The sequence below is a fragment of the Paenibacillus glucanolyticus NBRC 15330 genome (assembly GCF_004000885.1).
Taxonomy (GTDB): Bacteria; Bacillota; Bacilli; order Paenibacillales; family Paenibacillaceae; genus Paenibacillus_AQ; species Paenibacillus_AQ glucanolyticus.
Genome location: NZ_BIMC01000031.1, coordinates 1 through 19,651, shown reverse-complemented (window position 1 = coordinate 19,651; position 19,651 = coordinate 1). Strand labels below are relative to the sequence as shown.

At 49.4% G+C, this 19,651-nt stretch carries 19 protein-coding genes and 1 pseudogene; 9 read left to right on the top strand and 11 right to left on the bottom strand.

Going from position 1 to position 19,651, the window contains the following annotated elements:
• Positions 1-131: 131 nt before the first annotated feature.
• Together PGL02S_RS26670 and PGL02S_RS26665 are read right to left on the bottom strand one after the other, a co-directional pair.
• The gene (locus PGL02S_RS26670; protein WP_036636471.1) at positions 132-1,379 is read right to left on the bottom strand and encodes a glycosyltransferase family 2 protein; all 1,248 of its coding nucleotides are present in this window, start codon (positions 1,377-1,379) and stop codon (positions 132-134) included.
• Between the two features lie 162 nt (positions 1,380-1,541).
• Entirely contained in the window at positions 1,542-2,894 is a 1,353-nt protein-coding gene (locus tag PGL02S_RS26665) for a sodium-dependent transporter (protein WP_036636474.1), read from the bottom strand.
• A gap of 325 nt (positions 2,895-3,219) precedes the next feature.
• Here PGL02S_RS26665 and PGL02S_RS26660 point away from each other — a divergent pair, with 325 nt between their 5' ends.
• From PGL02S_RS26660 to PGL02S_RS26650, 4 genes are all read left to right on the top strand, one after another.
• Positions 3,220-3,447, top strand: coding sequence for a DUF896 domain-containing protein (locus tag PGL02S_RS26660; protein WP_006207747.1), 228 nt, complete (start codon positions 3,220-3,222; stop codon positions 3,445-3,447).
• Positions 3,448-3,714: 267 nt separating this feature from the next.
• Complete coding sequence (locus tag PGL02S_RS29065; RefSeq protein ID WP_306766006.1) at positions 3,715-3,876, top strand: hypothetical protein; 162 nt, start codon at positions 3,715-3,717, stop codon at positions 3,874-3,876.
• A complete protein-coding gene (locus PGL02S_RS26655; RefSeq protein WP_306766007.1) occupies positions 3,858-4,247 on the top strand; it encodes a sigma-70 family RNA polymerase sigma factor in 390 nt (129 codons plus the stop codon). Before PGL02S_RS29065 ends, PGL02S_RS26655 begins: the two co-directional genes overlap by 19 nt.
• Positions 4,244-5,326: a DUF4179 domain-containing protein gene (locus PGL02S_RS26650; RefSeq protein WP_036636479.1), complete on the top strand. Its 1,083-nt coding sequence runs from the start codon at positions 4,244-4,246 to the stop codon at positions 5,324-5,326. The genes PGL02S_RS26655 and PGL02S_RS26650 overlap by 4 nt, the downstream gene beginning before the upstream one ends.
• 100 nt (positions 5,327-5,426) lie before the next feature.
• Here PGL02S_RS26650 and PGL02S_RS26645 read toward each other — a convergent pair whose 3' ends face one another.
• The gene (locus tag PGL02S_RS26645) at positions 5,427-6,722 is read right to left on the bottom strand and encodes a glycosyltransferase family 2 protein (RefSeq protein ID WP_036636481.1); all 1,296 of its coding nucleotides are present in this window, start codon (positions 6,720-6,722) and stop codon (positions 5,427-5,429) included.
• A gap of 174 nt (positions 6,723-6,896) precedes the next feature.
• Positions 6,897-7,772: a GGDEF domain-containing protein gene (locus PGL02S_RS26640; RefSeq protein WP_006207752.1), complete on the bottom strand. Its 876-nt coding sequence runs from the start codon at positions 7,770-7,772 to the stop codon at positions 6,897-6,899.
• Positions 7,773-8,224: 452 nt separating this feature from the next.
• Between PGL02S_RS26640 and PGL02S_RS26635 the strand changes: the two genes are divergently transcribed.
• Positions 8,225-9,124, top strand: a complete 900-nt coding sequence (locus PGL02S_RS26635) for a sigma-70 family RNA polymerase sigma factor (protein ID WP_036636483.1) — start codon at positions 8,225-8,227, stop codon at positions 9,122-9,124.
• Here the strand turns inward: PGL02S_RS26635 and PGL02S_RS26630 are convergent.
• The 4 genes from PGL02S_RS26630 to PGL02S_RS26615 form a co-directional block, all read right to left on the bottom strand.
• The gene (locus PGL02S_RS26630; protein ID WP_006207754.1) at positions 9,093-9,539 is read right to left on the bottom strand and encodes a carboxymuconolactone decarboxylase family protein; all 447 of its coding nucleotides are present in this window, start codon (positions 9,537-9,539) and stop codon (positions 9,093-9,095) included. The genes PGL02S_RS26635 and PGL02S_RS26630 overlap by 32 nt on opposite strands.
• 235 nt (positions 9,540-9,774) lie before the next feature.
• Positions 9,775-11,424: a DUF4179 domain-containing protein gene (locus PGL02S_RS26625; RefSeq protein WP_036636485.1), complete on the bottom strand. Its 1,650-nt coding sequence runs from the start codon at positions 11,422-11,424 to the stop codon at positions 9,775-9,777.
• On the bottom strand, positions 11,411-11,944 hold the full coding sequence (locus tag PGL02S_RS26620) for an RNA polymerase sigma factor (RefSeq protein ID WP_036636487.1): 534 nt from the start codon (positions 11,942-11,944) through the stop codon (positions 11,411-11,413). The genes PGL02S_RS26625 and PGL02S_RS26620 overlap by 14 nt, the downstream gene beginning before the upstream one ends.
• A gap of 266 nt (positions 11,945-12,210) precedes the next feature.
• Complete coding sequence (locus PGL02S_RS26615) at positions 12,211-12,540, bottom strand: winged helix-turn-helix transcriptional regulator (RefSeq protein WP_036636490.1); 330 nt, start codon at positions 12,538-12,540, stop codon at positions 12,211-12,213.
• Between the two features lie 291 nt (positions 12,541-12,831).
• Between PGL02S_RS26615 and zwf the strand changes: the two genes are divergently transcribed.
• The 4 genes from zwf to PGL02S_RS26595 all read left to right on the top strand — a co-directional run bounded on the left by zwf (position 12,832) and on the right by PGL02S_RS26595 (position 17,471).
• On the top strand, positions 12,832-14,367 hold the full coding sequence (zwf, locus tag PGL02S_RS26610) for a glucose-6-phosphate dehydrogenase (protein ID WP_051449077.1): 1,536 nt from the start codon (positions 12,832-12,834) through the stop codon (positions 14,365-14,367).
• Between the two features lie 48 nt (positions 14,368-14,415).
• A complete protein-coding gene (gene gnd, locus PGL02S_RS26605) occupies positions 14,416-15,309 on the top strand; it encodes a phosphogluconate dehydrogenase (NAD(+)-dependent, decarboxylating) (RefSeq protein WP_036636495.1) in 894 nt (297 codons plus the stop codon).
• Positions 15,310-15,415: 106 nt separating this feature from the next.
• Positions 15,416-16,066, top strand: a complete 651-nt coding sequence (gene fsa / locus PGL02S_RS26600) for a fructose-6-phosphate aldolase (protein WP_036636496.1) — start codon at positions 15,416-15,418, stop codon at positions 16,064-16,066.
• Between the two features lie 58 nt (positions 16,067-16,124).
• Entirely contained in the window at positions 16,125-17,471 is a 1,347-nt protein-coding gene (locus PGL02S_RS26595) for a glucose-6-phosphate isomerase (protein WP_036636503.1), read from the top strand.
• A gap of 146 nt (positions 17,472-17,617) precedes the next feature.
• Here the strand turns inward: PGL02S_RS26595 and PGL02S_RS28985 are convergent, their stop codons facing one another.
• The 3 genes and pseudogenes from PGL02S_RS28985 to PGL02S_RS28500 all read right to left on the bottom strand — a co-directional run.
• The gene (locus PGL02S_RS28985; RefSeq protein WP_255308671.1) at positions 17,618-18,289 is read right to left on the bottom strand and encodes a fibronectin type III-like domain-contianing protein; all 672 of its coding nucleotides are present in this window, start codon (positions 18,287-18,289) and stop codon (positions 17,618-17,620) included.
• 47 nt (positions 18,290-18,336) lie between these two features.
• On the bottom strand, positions 18,337-18,909 hold the full coding sequence (locus PGL02S_RS28980) for a glycoside hydrolase family 3 protein (protein ID WP_228029895.1): 573 nt from the start codon (positions 18,907-18,909) through the stop codon (positions 18,337-18,339).
• A 36-nt stretch (positions 18,910-18,945) separates the two neighbouring features.
• Positions 18,946-19,651: pseudogene (locus tag PGL02S_RS28500) on the bottom strand (collagen-like protein); the annotation flags it as partial.

The following is a 19,651-nucleotide window of genomic DNA, read 5'->3' as shown; positions in this document are numbered from 1 at the left end:
GAAACACACGCTTAGCGTATTGGAGCTAAAAGCCTGGTTTGCTAGTCTTTGTCATGGGTCTGATGAAATGCAAGCCGCAGGGAGCCTAGGCTCCCTGCGGCTTTGGTGATATTCATCCACTATGTACATTGCTATTGATCCACTTCAATCTCGCTCAACTGAAGGGCTCTTGTATGCTTTGTTGGATTCCAGTTGACGTTCTTCATGGTGATGAGTGACCAAAGAAATAGCGGTACGTAAGTCAGATTGAAGAAGTACAGGTACACATAGCTTCGGAAAATGCTGACTTTATTCTTCGAATCGAGGAACTGAGCGTATCCTACGTAAATGAATTGGAACAACAAGCATATCACCCATACTTGCCAAGGAATCAAATGATGAGCATCTAATAAGTCGGTAGCCATAGATATGAACACAAGCAGACTTGTGGTTGCACTTAATACAATTTTTCCAGGATTAATCAGGTACATCAAACCATCAAAGGCTTTAAAGTCCAGTCTGGTGACGAATCGCCACATTAATCTGTGAGCGTATTTGAAACAGACATCCCAGTGCCCTCTTGCCCAACGGAGACGTTGAATGCAGGAGGATCTGAAACTCTCCGGCTTCTCATCGTACACGCGTGCAAAATGACACCACCTAGCGGGTACGCCTTCAAGCAAGCACTGCATCGTAAACTCAAGATCCTCCGTTAAGGAACGAGCAGTCCAGCCGATCGTTTGGAATAGGGTCGTATCTACGCAGAACCCCGTTCCGCCGATGGCATTTCCTAAGCCTAACCGGGACTTGGCAAGCTGCCAGGAGCGGTTCATGAAAATGTAGCTTACGGAGTAGCCTATGGTCACCCAGTTGTCATTCGGATTCTTGGAATCCAGGTAACATTGTATTAATTTATCCCCGTTCAATAAGTGGTTATTCATTTCCCTTAAATAGTTTAACGAAACGAGGTTGTCAGCATCAAAGAAAGCGATACCGTCAAACTCATGGATTAACCGATCTCCATACTGCTCAATCGCATATTTGATTCCATATGGTTTTCCCTTTCGCTCTCCTGGCAGGTATGTATGTTCAATAACGGTTGCACCGAGTTTTCTAGCGATTTCACTTGTTCTATCCTTGCATCCATCAGCAATAACACACACTTCATAGAGATCCCTCGGGTAATCCATGTTGTGAAGATTCTCTACCAGGTGTCCAATTACCGCTTCTTCGTTGTGCGCTGGAACCATAAGAAGGAATCGTTTCTCAGGCTCATGTTCTTTCAGTCTCTTCGGTTTGCCAAAGCCAAAGAGACTGATAAGCATCCAATAGGCCCAGAAGAACAGCAGGAGGTACTGAATTAAGGTTAATCCAACACCAAATATATACTCAAAATTCATGACTTGCTCCACCTTTTTTTTACTGGAATTTTCTGATCCCCATCAAGTTGATATCGATAATGTCGTTTTCAGAACACTCTCAATTTGTAAACCTGGGGCAAGGGAATAAAAAAGGCAACCTCGTTCGCCCGCAAGAGGCTAAGAGATTGCCTTGTGGCCAACCTATTCAAACTTGATAAGACCCGTTGTATGGAGCAGCACCAGAAGTACAAGCACTGGCGCAATATAACGGAGCATGAACAGCCATACCCGGAACCAGCCAGCCTTCAGACCAGCGGCATCGGCAGCCCTCTTCCAGAAATAACCCGCGAAGATCGTCGTAATTAATCCCCCGACAGGAAGCAGGATATTAGCTGTGATGAAATCCAGCCAATCAAAGAAGCTTTTGCCGCCTATATTGGTTAGTCCTGGTAAGATGCCGAATGATAGCGCGGAGGGAAGACCAACCAGCATAACCAACGCACCGATGATCATGACGGATTTGGTCCGTCCCCAACCCCAGCGGTCCATGACGTAAGAGGTAGGCACCTCCAGCAGGGATACAGAGGAGGTCAGTGCGGCAATAGCTAGAAGGACAAAGAATAACCCTCCGAAAAAAGCACCCAATGGCATGGCCGAGAAGGCAGCCGGCAGTGCAATAAAGACAAGCGAAGGTCCGGAATCCGGCTCGATACCGAAGGAAGCGGTAGTCGGGAAAATAATGAGACCCGCAATAAACGCATAGATCAGGTCACCTGCACCGATGGCAAGGGTTGCCGGACCTAGCGATTGCCGCTTATCCACGTAAGCTCCATACGTCAGCAGAATCCCCATACCCAGCGATAGCGAGAAGAAGGCATGTCCTAACGCGACCAGTGCCGCTTCCGGACTCAGCTTCGAGAAGTCAGGATTCAGGAAGAAGGACACGCCTTCCCCGGCTCCCGGCAAGGTCACCGCCCGAATCATCAACACAACCAGCAGAATGATCAGGCCAGGGATCAGCACCTTGTTGAATTTCTCAATGCCTCCGGAGATGCCTTTTGCCACGACCCATGCTGTGATTGCAATAGCAACCACCTGCCATACAATCGGCATGTAGCCCTCCGTAAATGTGCTGAACTGACCACCGAAGTCCGTATTGCTGTACAGGCTGCCGCTAAAGGACATCACTGCGTAATGAAGCGTCCAGCCAGCCACGATAACGTAGAAAGTCAGAATGAGAAACGGAGCAATAACCTGGAGCAGTCCCAGACGCCCGAAAGCTTTGGGACCGCCGGCTTTCACGAAGGAAGTGGCTGCACTTCCCCGTCCGGCTCGTCCGATGGCGAGCTCTGCCAGCAGAACAGGCAAACCAACGACGATGAGACAGATGATGAAGAGCAGGAAGAAAGCTGCCCCGCCATTTTCGCCCGTAATATAAGGGAACTTCCACATGTTACCGAGACCGACAGAGCTCCCGATCGCGGCCAGAATAAAACCAGCTGAAGAAAAACGGTCGTTTTTCCCCGTTGCCGGGATGTTTTGCGTAGACTTCATAGACGGTCCCCCAGTAGTTTAGAGTTAAGTTCTTCTATTATATTGCAAGTTCATCAGAAAGGAATAAGTAATTTTTCCTAAGGGATAAAGGACCTGTTTGTTAGTATGCTGTGAAAACCAAGTTTTCACTACTAACATTAACCACGAATGGCAAATGAATAAACCCGAAATATAAAGTTTGAGCCAGGACAGCGCTGTCGATCAAGGAATTGGGCGACTATGAGGTGGAAGTGGGAAAGGGGAGTATTGACAAATGTCTTGAAATATTATATCTTTATATTAAGATAAAATACGAAATGAATTCAACGGAAAAGAGGCGATATTCATGATTCAAAGCTTAACCCGGATTAATCAATTGGCCCAAAAACAGCGGGAGGGCACACTCACGTCAGCGGAAAAAGACGAGCAACAGGTCCTGCGCCAAGAATATTTGCTTGAAATTCGCGGACAAGTACTCAGCACCTTCTCGGGATTAAGCATCGTGGATCCCGCCGGAAACGATGTAACGCCCGAGAAGCTTCGTGATAAGCAGAAGCAGTTAAAAGATAATTGAACTGCGGCAGCTGGTTTTTTGAAAGAAGGACTACTGGCTGTGAGTTATCAATCCGAAGTGTTATTGCGTACTTTTAGCCCCTTAAAGACTTTTATATCCTAAGATAACAGCTCCCGCAGGTTCACTGAACTTGCGGGAGCTTTTGGTGTGGCTCCGATATAATACATACAGTATGGGTGTAACCTTTTGAAAGCCCCGGACATCTAATCATTGAAATCATCCAACATAAATCTGGTTAACGAAGATGCTCTGAAGGGAGGTTATGCTTTGGAATTGGAGCAAGATTCAGAGATTAAACTCGCCAAGAATGGAAATCATGAGGCATTTATTAATCTGATTAAACCGTTAGAATTGCAAATGTACAGCATAGCGAAGGCCATTCTCCGCACGATGAGGATTGTGCAGATGCCATGCAGGAAGCCATATTGAAAGCTTATAAATCGCTCCCGAGTTTAAGGCAACCGTCCTTCTTCAAAACATGGCTGTTTCGCATCCTGATCAATGAATGCAACACTATCATCCGAAGAAGAAGCAGCATGATTCCCTTGTTAAACCTGGATGAAGCCCAATATGATACACCGAACCCGGAGGTTAGGATCGATCTGCGCGAAGCCGTGTACAGACTGGAGGAGGTGTCTCGCACCATCATTATCCTGCATTATTTTCGGGATTTACCTTTACGACAGATTGCGGAAATGCTCGATTTGAACGAAGGTGCTGTTAAGACGCGTCTTCACCGGGCTCGGGTTACATTATCAGAATGGCTTACCAATCATAAAGAAGGGGAGGTTAACGTATGAACCATGACCTTAATCACGAACTTGAACAGGCGAAGGATGAAGCAGGGGAAGTTCAGCAGTTACCGGATACGATCCGTATGCGTTTAGACCATACTTATCGGATTATAGAGAATAGTCCTCCTGTTCGAAAAAAGCGATATTGGACTGGTTTGTTGGTGGCTGTGGCGGCGTCGGGGTTACTGATTATCGGATCGGGTTTCATCTCCCCGGTCATGGCCGAAGCTCTAAAAAACATACCGGTTTTAGGTAGCATTTTTCTGAATGACGGGGATGAAGGGTTAAAAACAGCTAGCCGACAGGGCATGATAACGGAAGTTCAACAGAGTGTTGCCCATGATGGGATTACGATAAGCATATCAGAATTGATGTATGACGGAAGTCGTATTTCAATGGTATTGACCCGGCAGACCATCGATGGCAAGAATGAATCGTTTGGTCAATTAGGAAGTAAGGCCAGTCAGCGAGGGGACGTGAATGGGGTCCAATTTTACGTGGATGGGGAGGAACTGGGGAATTACGGTTACAGCATTACAGGAGTAGGGGATGGCGCGCCGAATTCGGATATCGTGACCTTGTCGCCAGAGGGACTGCCCGACGAGTTCACATTAGAGGTCGTTATTCGAGACATCAGCGTATCGGAGCCGTTTAGATTCAGCATTCCGGTCAAAAATAGCGCTGCGGATCGTGCGGTCCTTAAATCGGAGGAGCCTAAAATACATGACAATATCCATATGGAGATCAGCAGCTTTAAAATTACCCCTGCCACAATGCAAATGATAGTTAGCATCACGGGTAAGCCAGGCCAGGATCTTAAGGAGTTCATTGAATCTGTTCCTGATCAATATAAAGTGGAAGATTTCATAAATATTGATTATGAGGTGATGAACGAGAAGGGGGAAATAGCCAAATCCCTTGGTGCCATGGGCAGCGGCTCCGGCAGCCATCTTACATTCACGTTCATGTACGAACCGTTCCCAACCAAACCGAAATCCATCACGGTCAGACCTTATGTGTATAGTTCAGAGCATAAAAAAACATATATACCTGAACTGGAATTCCACCTGCCTGTTGAAGAATAAACATGTCTAATACGGAGTTAAAATGCACGAAAAAAAAGAGCGAGTCAGGAGGGGAATGCCCCACTAACTCGCTCTTTCTTCATGATCAGCATACGCCTAATCATCCAAACCGCTCGGTTTTATACCATTTGGACTCTCTGCCCTTGATCTTGTCCCTCATCATGGAGACAAAGGCTTTGATGGATATAACCAGAAACAGCTGGGCGTAGGTGAAATACGATACGCAGGATAGAATGAAGTTGCGTGTGTTGCTCTGACCAATGTCCGTGGCGAGCGCCAGGTTGATCTGGAGGACGTAGATATAATACATTAACGCCCATGCAATGATCAGGTACATGTACACGTCCCCCTCAAACCGGAAGGGAGAGACCACAGCCGGATTAAACAGCGCGATGATCTGGTACACGATGTTTGCGACGAAGATGATATCCGAGATGATGATGGCAATCATGAACCAGAAGTAGCTGGCCGCGTAATACAGCACGTGCAGCTTGATCCGCCAGCTTGTCCGGTCAAACAGGTGATGAATATTATCGGTAACCACGCTGTAGTTTCCTTTGGCCCAGCGTTCGCGCTGCTTCATGTAGACCTTCAGATCCTCGGGCTCCTGCTGATAAGCCTCAGCTTGCGGAGCCAGCGCAATCAGCTGTCCTCGTGTCAGAATCTCGAACGATATAGCGGTATCCTCTGTAATCGCATGTTCGTCCCATCCGCCGATTTCCCGGATCAGCCCAGTCTTCACGATAAAGTTCGTGCCCGGAATGGTACCCAGCTTAAAAAGCTGCCATAGACCGGTATGGTGCACGCGCTGAATGGTAACCAGCTCCAGATTGATGCAGCGGGACAGAAAATTCTGTCCGCGATTTCGGGCTTTGTTGCGTCCGAAGACCGCACCATAGCGTTCAGGCTCCTCCATCGCCTTCTGCGTCAGGAACAGCAGCGCATTCTTCTCAGGCGCGGCATCCGCATCATAGACACAGATCCATTCGCCTGTGGCCTGCTTGAGCGCATCGTTCAAGGCCCCCGACTTGCCGCCGGTTCCGGTTCTCTCCAAGATGATAAAGTTGCGGTCCGGGTAGCGCTCATTGGCTTTTAATGCGCGTAAGCGCTCGGCCGTATGATCTTTGCAATTGTCGGCAATGACAATCAGCTGCATTTTGTGATGAGGGTAATTCATCTGCAGAATGTGCTCGACCGTTGCTTGGATGACCAGCTCCTCGTTATGCGCGGGCACCATAACCGTTACGGTTGGGAAATCCTCCAGATTGCTGGGGTTGACCAGCTTCTGACGGCTTTGTTTATGAATGAACAGAATCGCGCCGGCCATAATAATGATGGATTCCAGAACGGCAACCCATATACTGATGATCGAGATGACCAGCAAAAAGTCAGTCACTGAACCTCCCCCGATCGTACTTTCGTTTGATTTTTGACCGGAAGCTTAAGGTCGCCACCGTAAGAAGAAGGATGGAAATGAAGAAAACGATACTGACCCCGATGCATAGAGGGATAAACCAGCTGGTGTACGCCATCGGATCGTAGGCCTCCTTATAATCATGTTGTAAACGGGTTAAATATACTCCCCGATCAAGTCGGTTTCCGTATTTCGTTCTAATGCGGAGATAATGTCATCGATGTTTTCGTACCTGCTGAATTGTTCCTTCTGGAATACGAGGCCACCGGCGCGAACCACCAGCTTGAGCGACATTCCTTTTTTATCGCGGAAGGGCACGTTCATCATGGCGATTTTGATGCGTTCCATCAAGCTTTTGAGGTACTCTGGCTTGGTGAGGGGGCACAGGATGATAAAACGCCCTTCACCAATGGAGAATTTATAGTCCTCGTAGCGAATCTGCTTCTGAATGGTGCGGGATAACTCCATAATCAGTTTGGCAAAGCGGTGTGAGCCGACGGATTCCCTGGTTAAGGGGAGAAAATCGAGTTTGAACATCACGATGCAAAATCCGTATTGATCCGAATACCGATTGGCCAAATTGGCTTGTTTCATTAGTGTGTCCTCGAATGCATCTTTACTTCCCAGGGAAGTGTCAATATCGATATCCGGGTTGGTTTTTCTTAATTGCTCCAGACGTTTAATAAACCTCCGGCTTCGGACAAGGGCCAGCTTGATGAGAATCGCAACAGCGGTATTGGCGGGCAGGAGCAGAATCCAGGACAGCGTGAGTGCATTGACGGGAGCCAAGGTGGATAGCCATACAAAATAAGTGACAAGAAACACAAAGACCGTAACCGTCGAAACCCCTACCGGAAGAAAAAAACCGATCAACAGGGCGGCAAGGGTGCCAATGCTGAACATGAATTCCGTGAAAGTAAACGTTTGGTTTACGTAAATGTTCCAGTAAATCATCAGTTGCTGGACCATGGCAAGAGCAATCAGCAGGAAATATCCGAGTTCAACGCGGCGTAAGGGAGTGGAGTTTTTCATATCTAACCTACTTTCTAAGCTCATAAACCTGTACGCTGTGATGAGTCATCACATATGTTATTTAAAAATTACCCAAATGTCGATAGATTTATCGATGGTTGTCACAATTTACATATTGGATAATGGTCTCTCGCCTCCACTGACCTTAAAATTCTCTGACAAAATGGCCCCTTTCATGGATCAGGGAATACGCATAGAGTAGGGTTTAAGTTTTCGTATACTATATAGAAAAGGTGACGCTATATGCAAAAAGAGGGGACTGACTGCGATATTATCCGAAGATCATCTCGTGTTCACTCGATCGCGGCGGATTATTACAGATAAGGTTTGCATCCACATGTGAGCCAAACTACTCCGATGAAGAACGTCAAGATGTCACAGATCGCGGCGTTCATCTGTCATGTTGGTATTGGTGTTCATGCCATAATATACAGAGTGAGAAGGTGTGCCTTATGTTATTGGATCAGATCTATGCGCAGTACAAGCCGATGATGTTTGGCCTTGCTTACCGGATGCTGGGAAATGCAGCGGATGCGGAGGACATCGTGCAGGATGTTTTTTCACATTTTATGGGGCTGGACCGGGGAGACATTGTGAACGAGAAGGCCTATTTGGCTAAAATGACAACCAACCGCTGTATCAATCTGCTGAAATCCTCCAGACGGCAGCGCGAAACGTATACAGGTCCCTGGCTGCCGGAGCCGATGCCTGACTATGATATGCTGACACGCGCCGATCCTGCGGAACGCCGCGAGAATATTGGGTATGCGTACCTTGTGCTGCTTCAGCGATTAACGCCGCTGGAGCGAGCCATTTATATCGCCAAGGAAACGTTGGGCCTCGAATATGAGGTCATAGCGGAAATGCTGGGAAAGACGGAGGTAAGCTGCCGCAAGACCTTCAGCCGGGCGCGGCAGAAGATGGGGCCTGCCCGCGAGGATCCAGCCGGCGCTGGACCCCGGACAGAAATGCAGGAACGCTTCGTTGAAGCGTTCCTGCGAGCGTCCGATATGGGCCAATTTAAGCCGCTGCTTTCATTGCTGAAAGAAGAGGTTACCCTGCTCTCGGATGGAGGCGGCAAGACTCGGGCAGCCCTCAATCCGATATTGGGTGTGAAACGGGTATGTGCTTTTTTCGAAGGATTGTACGCCAAGGGCTCATTCCGGGAGGGGTTTGAACCCGTTTCCGTCAACGGAGAGCCCGGTTTGCTGCTGAGACGGAATGGCAGGGTTTCCATGGTGCTTACAGTCGATTGGGAGCCCGACCTATCCCGGATCCGCCAGATTTTTCTGGTGGTCAATCCCGACAAATTGCGGCTTTTTAATCAAAACAGCCCGGGAACAGGCCCGTAGCAACGCCGATCCGGTTCCAGGCATTAATCGTTGTGATCGCCATAATTAAATCGACGTATTGCTTCTCGTCAAAATGCTTCCGCACACGTTCGTACACCTCGGCGGGAACCCCTGCCTCAGACAGCTTGGTCACATATTCCGTCAATTCGATGACCGCACGCTCCGCTTCGGAGTAAATCGGAACCTCTCGCCACATCGGCAGCAGAAGCAGCCGATCCACGCTCTCACCCATGGCCAGCAGATCCTTGGAATGCATATCTGCACAGAAGGAGCAGCCGTTGATCTGGGATGCGCGGAGTTTAATGATCTCGTACAGTTTGTGATCCAGCCCGTTCTTTTGCACGGCTTGTTCAAGGGCTAGCAGCGTCTTGAAGGCATCGGGATTGGCCGTTCGGTAATTCATTCGCAGTTCCATGTTCAGTTCCCCTTTACGGTATAAATTTGATGTTCAACCATATGACAGTTCACCGGGCAGGATTGTGACGTGGATTATAAGAAAAAAAAAGAAACCCCTTTGGAGTCGAGAACGAGCCCCCGTGGGTAAAGCACTTCTTCACAGAAGCGCCTTCCGTTGCGGGGCACGGCTCAAGTCCATCTAAGCGGGTTTCTTTGTCTTGTTATTTTCTCATCGATAACGTGTGCTATATAGGTTATTGCCCAGCCTTAAGTGGAACGCGCAGCGCGTCGTTTCGATTGTGGGTTGTGTAGTTCGAAATGTAAATATCGAGCTCAGTCTGATCGAAATTCTCATACACGTCCATATGTTTATTGTTCTCATTGCCAAGCATACCGATCATGGCCGGCATCCCATAGCTCCGGTCTTTACCATCCAAATAATAGGTTTGATTGATACCGCCAAACGCCGGATCGGAGCTCAAGGATTCCACATAGAGATGATTCTCCTTCATGTAGTAGGTCCATGTGATCGGATACCCCGCGATAGTGGTGGTCAAGCTTTGATGTTCCGCTGAGATGCCGGTCAGTTTGATCGGATTCTTGTCGCCGGCAAATTCGTCGACACGGTGCTTGGCGATCAAGGACACAGGTTGTTTAGTAAGAGAGGCTGCATCCAGTCCGGTCATTTCAAACCGCAGCTCCGTTTGGTTGGATGAACCGGACTTATACCATATACCTCCGTTGAGCAGTGTCCCGCCAACATCCAGCTGATAATCCATATAAGGAACGCGGGTGTACTTCTCTTTGTGGGTCAGGATCAATCGCACTTGCGTTGGCGTGACAATCATTTCATGAATCTTCGTTCCGCCAGGCACCTGATCCAGCGGGATATTCAGAGTCTCCTTAAATGATCCGTTTTCTAATTGTTTTTTGGACAGGGCCAAATTCAAGCTCCATGTGCCTTCAGCGGTTCCTAGCGTGCGGTCGTAAGCCAGCTGGAACTGGACACCCTGAGCACGTATGGAGTTCGACTTGAATATTTGTTGACTCAAGTATTCTCCAGAAGCACCAGGTGTCCCGAAGACAGGGGTCTCGGCTTCCTTAATAGGCTCGTTCTTGTCATTAAGGGCTTGAATCCGCACCCAGCTTCGGTGCCTCATCTCAGGATCCGTGAACGTAATGGCTGATTTCAGGAGCATATTTCCACCGGATTGATCGAAAGACTGCAGGGTCATACTGCCAATACCGTCCTTCTGAACCTGGAACTCCTGCGTATTGGGGTTGTTCGGGTCGAAGCTGATGGAATGCATCCCGTCACCCGTAAAGCGGATATTATCCAGTGAAAATTCAACGTCAGCCGTCTTCCCATCCGCAACCCAATCGGTCTCAAAATAACCCTGGAATACACCAAGCTCCTCATTCCACTGGTGGGAATAATTACCTTCAATGGGGTTGCCCATGTGATCCTTCATCCCGATATGATCAAACCCTGCTTGCACTCCCATCCGTGATGATCCGGGGTCCAGACTGTAGAGCAGGAAAGTCCGGTTGTCATCGATAAACGCCGTGTGCACGGTTAAGGTTACGCCATCCTTCGTAACGGATTGCTCAATCGTCTGACCAAGGCCCTGCTCCAGGGCGTTTGTGATACCTGCTCGATAGGAGAGCAGGCTGGACCAATCGTAGGACAGGGCTGCATATACCGGCGTAGCCATCAATGCAACGGATATCCCTGCCACGATGGCGATTTGCTTTCGCTTTCGAGGGCGAAGTGCAGCCGTATCACGGGCTGCGACCCGCAGCTCATCCTGTTGAATACTGCTCCACATCCGGTCAAAATCCGGGTAGGGCGTGGTCTTCTCTGCCTTCATTTGTTCTTTCAGATTGTTCTCAATGCGTTCCATATTGTTTCTCTCCCTTCAACCAAATGCTGTGATTTTGTTCGAGTTTTTTACGCATGATTTTCAGTGCTTTGTGAAGCCTTGATTTAACTGTTCCTACAGGAATCTTCAGGGTTTCGGCGATTTCCGTCATCGACAGCTCGCCGATGTAGCGGAGCGTAATGACGGCCATCAGCTTGTCCGGAAGTTGATTCAGCAGTTTCTCCCATTCGGCTGTTGCCGCTTTTTCCAATACGATGGTGTCTACGGATTTAACCGATGCGGTGGTCTGCTCGTGAAGCCATTGAACCTGGCTTTGTTTTTCCCGCTGTGTCTGATTCCTTCTAAGTAAATTCAGGCAGTGGTTCATCGTGATACGCATGATCCAGGCACGTGTATGCTCAACGTTTCTCCATTCCTGACGAAATACGGTGACAAACACGTCGTGGCAGAGATCTTCCGCATCCTGTGCGTTCCGCAGCATGTAGTAGCAGGTGCGGTACACGTCCTTGTTATAAGCATCGAATAACTCGCGTTCCGTCAATCCAAGGCACTCCTTTCTTCGCGTTATGTTATATAAACAAATGACCGTCCGAAATGGTTCATTTCATATGATCAGGAACGATTCGCGAATAATTAAGCCAATCATAAGGTCACTTGTCCGGATGGTGACAGCAATCAATCAACTGTCCACGTTCCTCCATCCAAATAAGGCGCTCCATTCTGCTCCCTGCAGATGGAACGCCTTTGACGTACGGTTGGAGGATGCGAATGGAGAGGAGGGGGTTGCCATTACGGCGGCAGATTCACTTATAGCCATTTTTCGGCCCATGCTTCGACCGTGGCAAGTGCCTCCCCTAATTCGGTCCCTTTTACAGTCAACGAGTACTCTGTACGGATGGGCCTGGTCGGTATGACATTGCGATGAATGATGCCGTAGTCTTCAAGTTCTTTGATGCGTTCATTCAGCACCCGCTTGCTTAAGTCGGGAATACAGGCATGGATTTCGCTGAATCTCTTCGGTTTGTCCAGCAAAGCGTGAATAATGAGTGCGATCCACTTTTTCCCGATCAGGTGATAGCAATTCCCAACCTTTTCGCATAATCGGAACGAATCCCGTTCTAGATGTTGTTCACTCATAAAAGACAGCCTCCTGTAATTGATGATGAGTTTACGATAAGTAATCAGGTTACCCGTTATTTCAAGTTGCAAATTCAGGATACATTATCATATAAAGCGTAAACAAGATAGTGAAAGTTCGAACGTTCACAATTTAGACAAAAAGAGGTTGACGTGTGGAATACGGAAGAGTAATATGAGCTGTATAAAAATTATTAAGTTATAAAAAGTAATTAGGTTATTAATAGTAACCTTAACTATTTATGTGAACTAATTATAGCTCTATCGTTCATATATCAAGGAGGACCTCTGATGGAAGCAGCAACTTTTGTCTTGTTCGGGGCTACGGGTGATCTTGCTAAACGCAAAATCTTCCCGGCTCTGTATAACCTCTATATCGATGGGAAGATGCCGTCCGCATTCTCCATTATCGGTATGGGGAGAAAGCCGACTGAGGATACCCAGTTCCAGCAAGCCGTAAGGCAGTCGCTGGATTCATTCTCTCGTCGAAATGGTCCATCTCAGCATATCGATCGTTTTTTGGAGTCGATCCGTTATCACGCGTTAGACGTGACCCGGCCTGAGGACTTTAAGCGATTGCTTGAACTGGTGACGAAGAGAGAGCAGGAGCTGGATATTCCTCAGAACCGTATGTTCTATCTGTCGGTAGCACCTGAATATTTTGAGATGATCGCTCAGAATATCCAGCAGAGCGGCTTAGGCGATACGGAGGGCTGGAAGCGGCTGATTATCGAGAAGCCTTTTGGTCATGATCTTGCCTCGGCCCGTGAATTGAATGAACAGCTAAGCAAGTCGTTTGCTGAGGATGAGATCTACCGCATTGATCATTACCTTGGCAAATCGATGGTTCAGAACCTCGAAGTGCTGGAAATGAAAAACCCTGTGCTGCATGCTCTTTGGAGCAACCGCTACATCAACAGCGTGCAGATTACCGCGAGTGAGATTGTGGGCCTGGAAGGACGGGCAGGCTATTACGATCAAGCCGGAGCCATCCGCGACATGTTCCAGAACCATATGCTCCAGCTGCTGATGATGGTGGCCATGCATCTGCCTGAGGGAAGCACGGCGGAAGACATTCGGTACCGGAAGAAGAAAGTACTCCAGGCACTTCGTCCGCTTCGGACAGATGAGGTTGTTTCCTCCGTTGTCCGCGGTCAGTATGAGACCGGTACGATTAACGGCCGGAATGTCGTGAGTTATACCGAGGAGCCAGGCATCGCGGTATCTTCTAGGAATGATACCTTCATTGCAGCCCGCTTATGGATTGACGACACCTTGTGGAATGAGGTCCCGTTCTATATACGGACAGGGAAGCGGATGAAAGAGAAATCAACAAGAATCGTTATCGAGTTCAAGGATCCGATGGGCCAGCATGACAATTCCGGCCCTTCCGCATCAGAGCGCCCGAATCTGCTTGTGATCGAGATCAGTCCGAATGAGCGGATTACCTTCCAGCTCAATAGCAAGGATGTGGCGAAGGGCGGAGGGATCGAGCCGATTCATGTTGATTACACCGCGACCCAAGAGATACCTGAGGCTTATGAGAATTTGATTCATGATGCCTTCCGCGGAGATGCTTCCTTCTTCGCTCATTGGGATGAGGTGGAACTGGCATGGCAATGGGTGCAGCCTGTTCTTGAAGCATTTGCGGAGAATCAAGTTCCATTGCATCCATATACCGCCGGATCTTACGGTCCTTCCGCTTCGGATGAGCTGGTAAGACAGGACGGGAATACGTGGTGGCTGGATAAGGAAGCAGCGTTGCTGGCAGCAGCTCAGGATGAGCCGGCCGGAGAGGCAGAAGAGCCTGAAGTGAGTGTCGTTTAATAAAATATCATCATCAGTAGAAAAATATAATGAGTGGAGAGAAACCGCATGAAAGTAGGATTAGTTGGATTAGGCAAAATGGGTTTGAATCTCGGGCAGAACCTGCTCGACCATCAACATGATGTCGTTGCATTCGATCTGAATAAGCAAGCAGTAGAAGAGATGTCATCTTATGGCGCCAAGGGCGTTCATACCCTTGAACAGATGGTACAAGCCATGGAGACGCCAAGAGTGATGTGGATCATGGTCCCGCATGCCGTTGTTGATTCGGTCATTGATCAATTGAAGCCGTTGTTGTCCGCCGGAGATATTGTCATTGAGGCGGGTAACTCTCATTACAAGGAGTCCCTTCGCCGATACGAACAACTCAGAGGGGCAGGCATTCACTTCATGGATGTCGGCACGTCCGGCGGCATGGAAGGCGCCCGGAACGGCGCCAGCTACATGATTGGCGGTGACAAGGAAGCCTGGCAGCACGTAGAGCCGATCTTCCGAGATACTGCTGTTGAGAACGGCTATTTATACGGGGGAGAAGCAGGCAGCGGCCACTTCCTGAAGATGGTGCACAATGGCATCGAGTACGGGATGATGGCCGCGATCGGGGAAGGCTTTGAGGTGTTGGAGAAAAGTGACTTCGACTTTGACTACGAACAGGTAGCCCGTGTGTGGAACCATGGGTCTGTCATTCGTTCGTGGCTGATGGAGCTTACGGAACGCGCCTTCTCCAAGGACGCGAAGCTGGATGAAATCAAGGGCGTGATGCACTCATCAGGCGAAGGCAAATGGACCGTCGAGACAGCACTTGATCTTCAAGCGTCAACGCCTGTCATTGCCATGTCGCTCCTGATGCGATACCGTTCGCTGGATCAGGATACGTTCAACGGCAAAGTTGTGGCAGCACTGCGCAATGAATTCGGCGGTCATGCGGTTGAGAAGCAATAATCCGGTTGGCCTGAGTTGACTCTAGCCTGAAGCAATCGAATCGTGCGCAGGCAGCGCTATTTTGACGAATACGCTTTTATACCATATAAACAGGGAGGCATTTATCATGAAATTTTTCTTGGACACAGGTAACATGGAAGAAATTACTCGTATCAGTCGTCTTGGTCTTGTGGACGGAGTCACAACGAATCCATCCATTATCGCGAAGGAAGGTCGTCCGTTCAAGGATATCATTCAGGATATTACCCGCCTCGTTCCCGGTCCGGTCAGTGCGGAAGTGATTGGCATGACAACGGAAGAGATGCTACAGGAGGGACGCGAAATCGCTACCTGGGCATCGAATATCGTCGTAAAGCTGCCGCTCACCGAGAGTGGTTTGGAAGCGACATACCAGCTTGCGAAGGAAGGGATCAAGACGAATGTAACGTTGGTTTTCTCTGCTGCCCAAGGTTTGATGGCTGCTAAAGCAGGCGCAACCTACATTAGTCCGTTCGTTGGCCGTTTGGATGATATCGGAGTAGACGGTATGAAGCTGGTACGTGATCTGAAGGCCATAATGAAGCAGTATCATTTTACAACAGAGATTATAACAGCCAGTGTGCGCAGTATTGATCATGTCGAGCAGGCTGCTCTTGCAGGCGCCGATATTGCAACGATTCCCGGCTCACTCTTGCCATCGTTGTGGAAACACCCGTTAACCGATATCGGACTGGAGCGTTTCCTGAAAGACTGGGCATCCGTTCCGGCTAATAAGTAAGCAAGGGATCTGTGCGTCTATTGATCCATCATATTCTGGGATAGGGAGTGGATTTACGGTGAGTATAACCTTTGATTATACACAAGCGCTGCCTTTTATGGAGGCTAGCGAAGTGGATTATATGAGTGAGTTCGTGCGCACAGCGCATGAAATGCTCCATCAGCAGAAGAGCCCTGGATCTGATTACCTCGGCTGGATGGACCTGCCACATCAATATGATCGAGAGGAGTTCGCACGCATTAAACAAGCGGCTGCATCGATTCGCGAGCAATCGGACGCCCTTGTTGTTATTGGTATCGGCGGTTCTTACCTGGGGGCGCGTGCAGCGATCGATTCGTTATCGCACTCGTTCCATAATGAGATGGCGGGTAATACCCGTATCTATTATGTAGGGCACCACCTGAGCTCTGATTATGTTTCGGATCTGCTGGATCTGCTGGAAGGCAAGGATATATCGGTTAATGTGATCTCGAAGTCAGGAACGACGACAGAGCCTGCGGTTGCCTTCCGTCTGTTCCGTGACTATATGGAGCGCAAGTACGGCAAGGATGGCGCTCGCAAGCGCATCTTCGCCACGACGGACAAAGCGCAGGGGGCTTTGCGTACATTGGCTGACGAAGAAGGGTATGAAACGTTTGTTATTCCGGACGACGTGGGCGGGAGATTCTCCGTATTGACTGCGGTAGGACTGTTACCGATTGCGGTATCCGGTATCGATATTGACCAGATGATGGCGGGAGCAGCGGCAGCGGCCGAGCGTTTCAGCAGCCCGGAGCTTGCCGACAATCCAAGCTATCAGTATGCGGCTGTACGTAATGCCTTGTATCGTAAGGGCAAATCGATTGAGCTGCTCGTGAATTATGAGCCGAATCTGCATACCGTGTCAGAATGGTGGAAGCAGCTCTTCGGCGAGAGTGAGGGCAAACATCAGAAGGGGCTGTTCCCGGCGTCTGTAGACTTCACAACGGATTTGCATTCGATGGGGCAATATGTACAGGAAGGTCGGCGCGATCTGATCGAAACTGTACTGCAGGTGAAGAAACCCCGCCGTGAGATCACGGTGGAGTCGGATGCCAACAACCTCGATGGTCTGAATTTCCTGTCGGGGATGACGATGAATGAAGTAAACCGCCGTGCCTTCCAGGGCACGCTTCTGGCTCACGTTGATGGGGGTGTTCCGAATCTGGTGGTCACGCTGGACGAGCTTAGTCCCTATACGTATGGCGAGATGGTGTATTTCTTCGAGAAGGCAGTGGCAATTAGCGGGCTTTTGCTCGGAGTGAATCCATTCGATCAGCCTGGCGTAGAGGCGTATAAGAAGAACATGTTCGCTCTGCTTGGGAAGCCGGGGTATGAGGAAGAACAGAAAGCACTTCTGAAGCGTCTGGAAGGCACGAACGTTTAAGATAGGTGTCATTGATTATAGATGTTTAAAAAAGCACCCCATCATATGAACATGAAGGTAACCCTGACGGGTCCAATGTTCGAATGAAGGGGTGCACTTTGTTTACAGGGAGACGAGGAACACGGTCATAGACTGCACCATTAGCACTATGTTATACGGAACCAACTGATCTGTACTTCGCCGGTGAAGGCAAGAAATACGTTGTGCCTTCCCGCTAATCCTGTCAGAGGAGCCTTGACGGTTGTCCAGGCTTGGCGTCCTCCGGTAGGAGGGACCTTGCAGCTTCCGGCCTCGGGACCGTCGGGGCTGCCTGTTCTTACGATGACTTCGCCGCCCTTGATGTGTCCGCTCACCCTGGCCTCAAATGCGGTGAAGGCTTCATCGAAGCTCACGTCATGGAAAGCGATCCATCCCGAATCACCAGCCATACGTATGCTTTCCCCGCCTTCACGGCATTCGTCTATGAAGACATCTTGATAGTCATCATAATTCACGGCTCGAACGGGCTCCAGCAGGGAACGTGGTGGAATGGTTTCACCTGCGATTTGAAGAACGGCCGTCTCAGCCACTTGACCGGAGGACGGTCCGACCATGAGGGTGTAGCTGCCGCTCTCCACACAGTAGCGATCACGGGTGACATCCCAGAAGGCCAGGTCCCCCGCTTTAAGCTCAAAGCTTACCGTTTCCGAAGCGTTTGGCTGGAGGTGAATGCGGCGGAAGCCTTTCAGGGTTTTGAGAGGTCGGATGACACGAGAGGAATCAGCCTTTACGTACAGCTGAACGACCTCATCGCCGGGCAGATGACCTTCATTCTTCACAACCAGCGTGACGGTCACTTGGCCATCGGCTCGGATGTTCGATTGGCTTAACGCAGGCCGCTATAGCTGAAGTGGGAGTAGCTGAGACCATGACCGAACGGGTACAACACATCCCCCTCGAAATATTGATAGGTCCGTTTTCCTTTGATGATGTCGTAATCCATTATATCCGGAAGCTGCTTGCTGGATTGGTACCACGTCATATTCAAGCGTCCACCCGGATTGTAATCCCCGTACAGCACGTCGGCGACCGCATGCCCCAGCTCCTGACCGGCATGGGACGTAAAGACGATGGACGGCACATGCTCCTGCTCCCAGTTCACGGCAAACGGGTACCCGCCGACGATGACGACTACCGTATTCGGATTGGCTGCATGCACCGCCCGAATTAAAGCTTGCTGATTTACTTCCCAGGACTTCATGATGGCAGTACCGCCAGGCTGAGTTTCGAAGCGGAATGCTTCTGTCAGACGACCTTCTTGAACGATAAAACGATTAAACTCAAAATGGTTAACATCTGTCTTTGCATCTATATTTGCATTCATCTCTTGCAGAGCTGTTGCCACTGCTGCTGTTACCGCTGAAGCGTAAGCTGTTTCACACGCAATTTTATAAACCATCACTCAATGCCCAAAACAATCTCCTTGTTCACTTTGTTAAGGATTGATTAAAGAGCCTGTAAAAGTTATTCCGCCTACTGCCGTACCGGTTCCCACTAACATTACAGCAATTAATGAATACGTGACACTTCCAGTCCCTGGTGTTGTATCTACGTGGTTAACGTTTGTTGTTGCAAACGCACTATTGGCTGCAGCATGGGCATTCGTACTGAAGATAACAGTTGCTCCACGAAGAATCTGTAACTGAATAGAAGAGGTTCCTGCAGTCGCCTCCCAACCAACTATTCCTGTTAACCATACCCTGCTCCCTGCAGGAATGGACGTAACGGTAATTGTTTTAAGCGTTGTCGGTGCTGCAGTTAGCAAAATTGCAGAGCTCCCAGAGGTGTTAGGAGTATTCACGGATACTTGAAATTGCTGGAATACTCCTGTAGCTCCCGTTGCACCTGTGGCTCCAGTTACGCCTGTGGCGCCGGTTGCGCCTGTCGCTCCAGTTACACCCGTGACTCCAGTTGCACCAGTGGGCCCGGTTACGCCCGTAGCTCCAGTTACGCCCATGGCTCCCGTTGCACCAGTGGCGCCAGTAACGCCAGTCGCTCCGGTTACGCCAGTAGCGCCGGTTGTGCCCGTAGCTCCCGTTACGCCCGTGGCTCCGGTTACGCCAGTAGCCCCGGTAACGCCCGTGGCGCCGGTTGTGCCCGTAGCTCCAGTTGCACCAGTGGCCCCGATTGTGCCCGTAGCT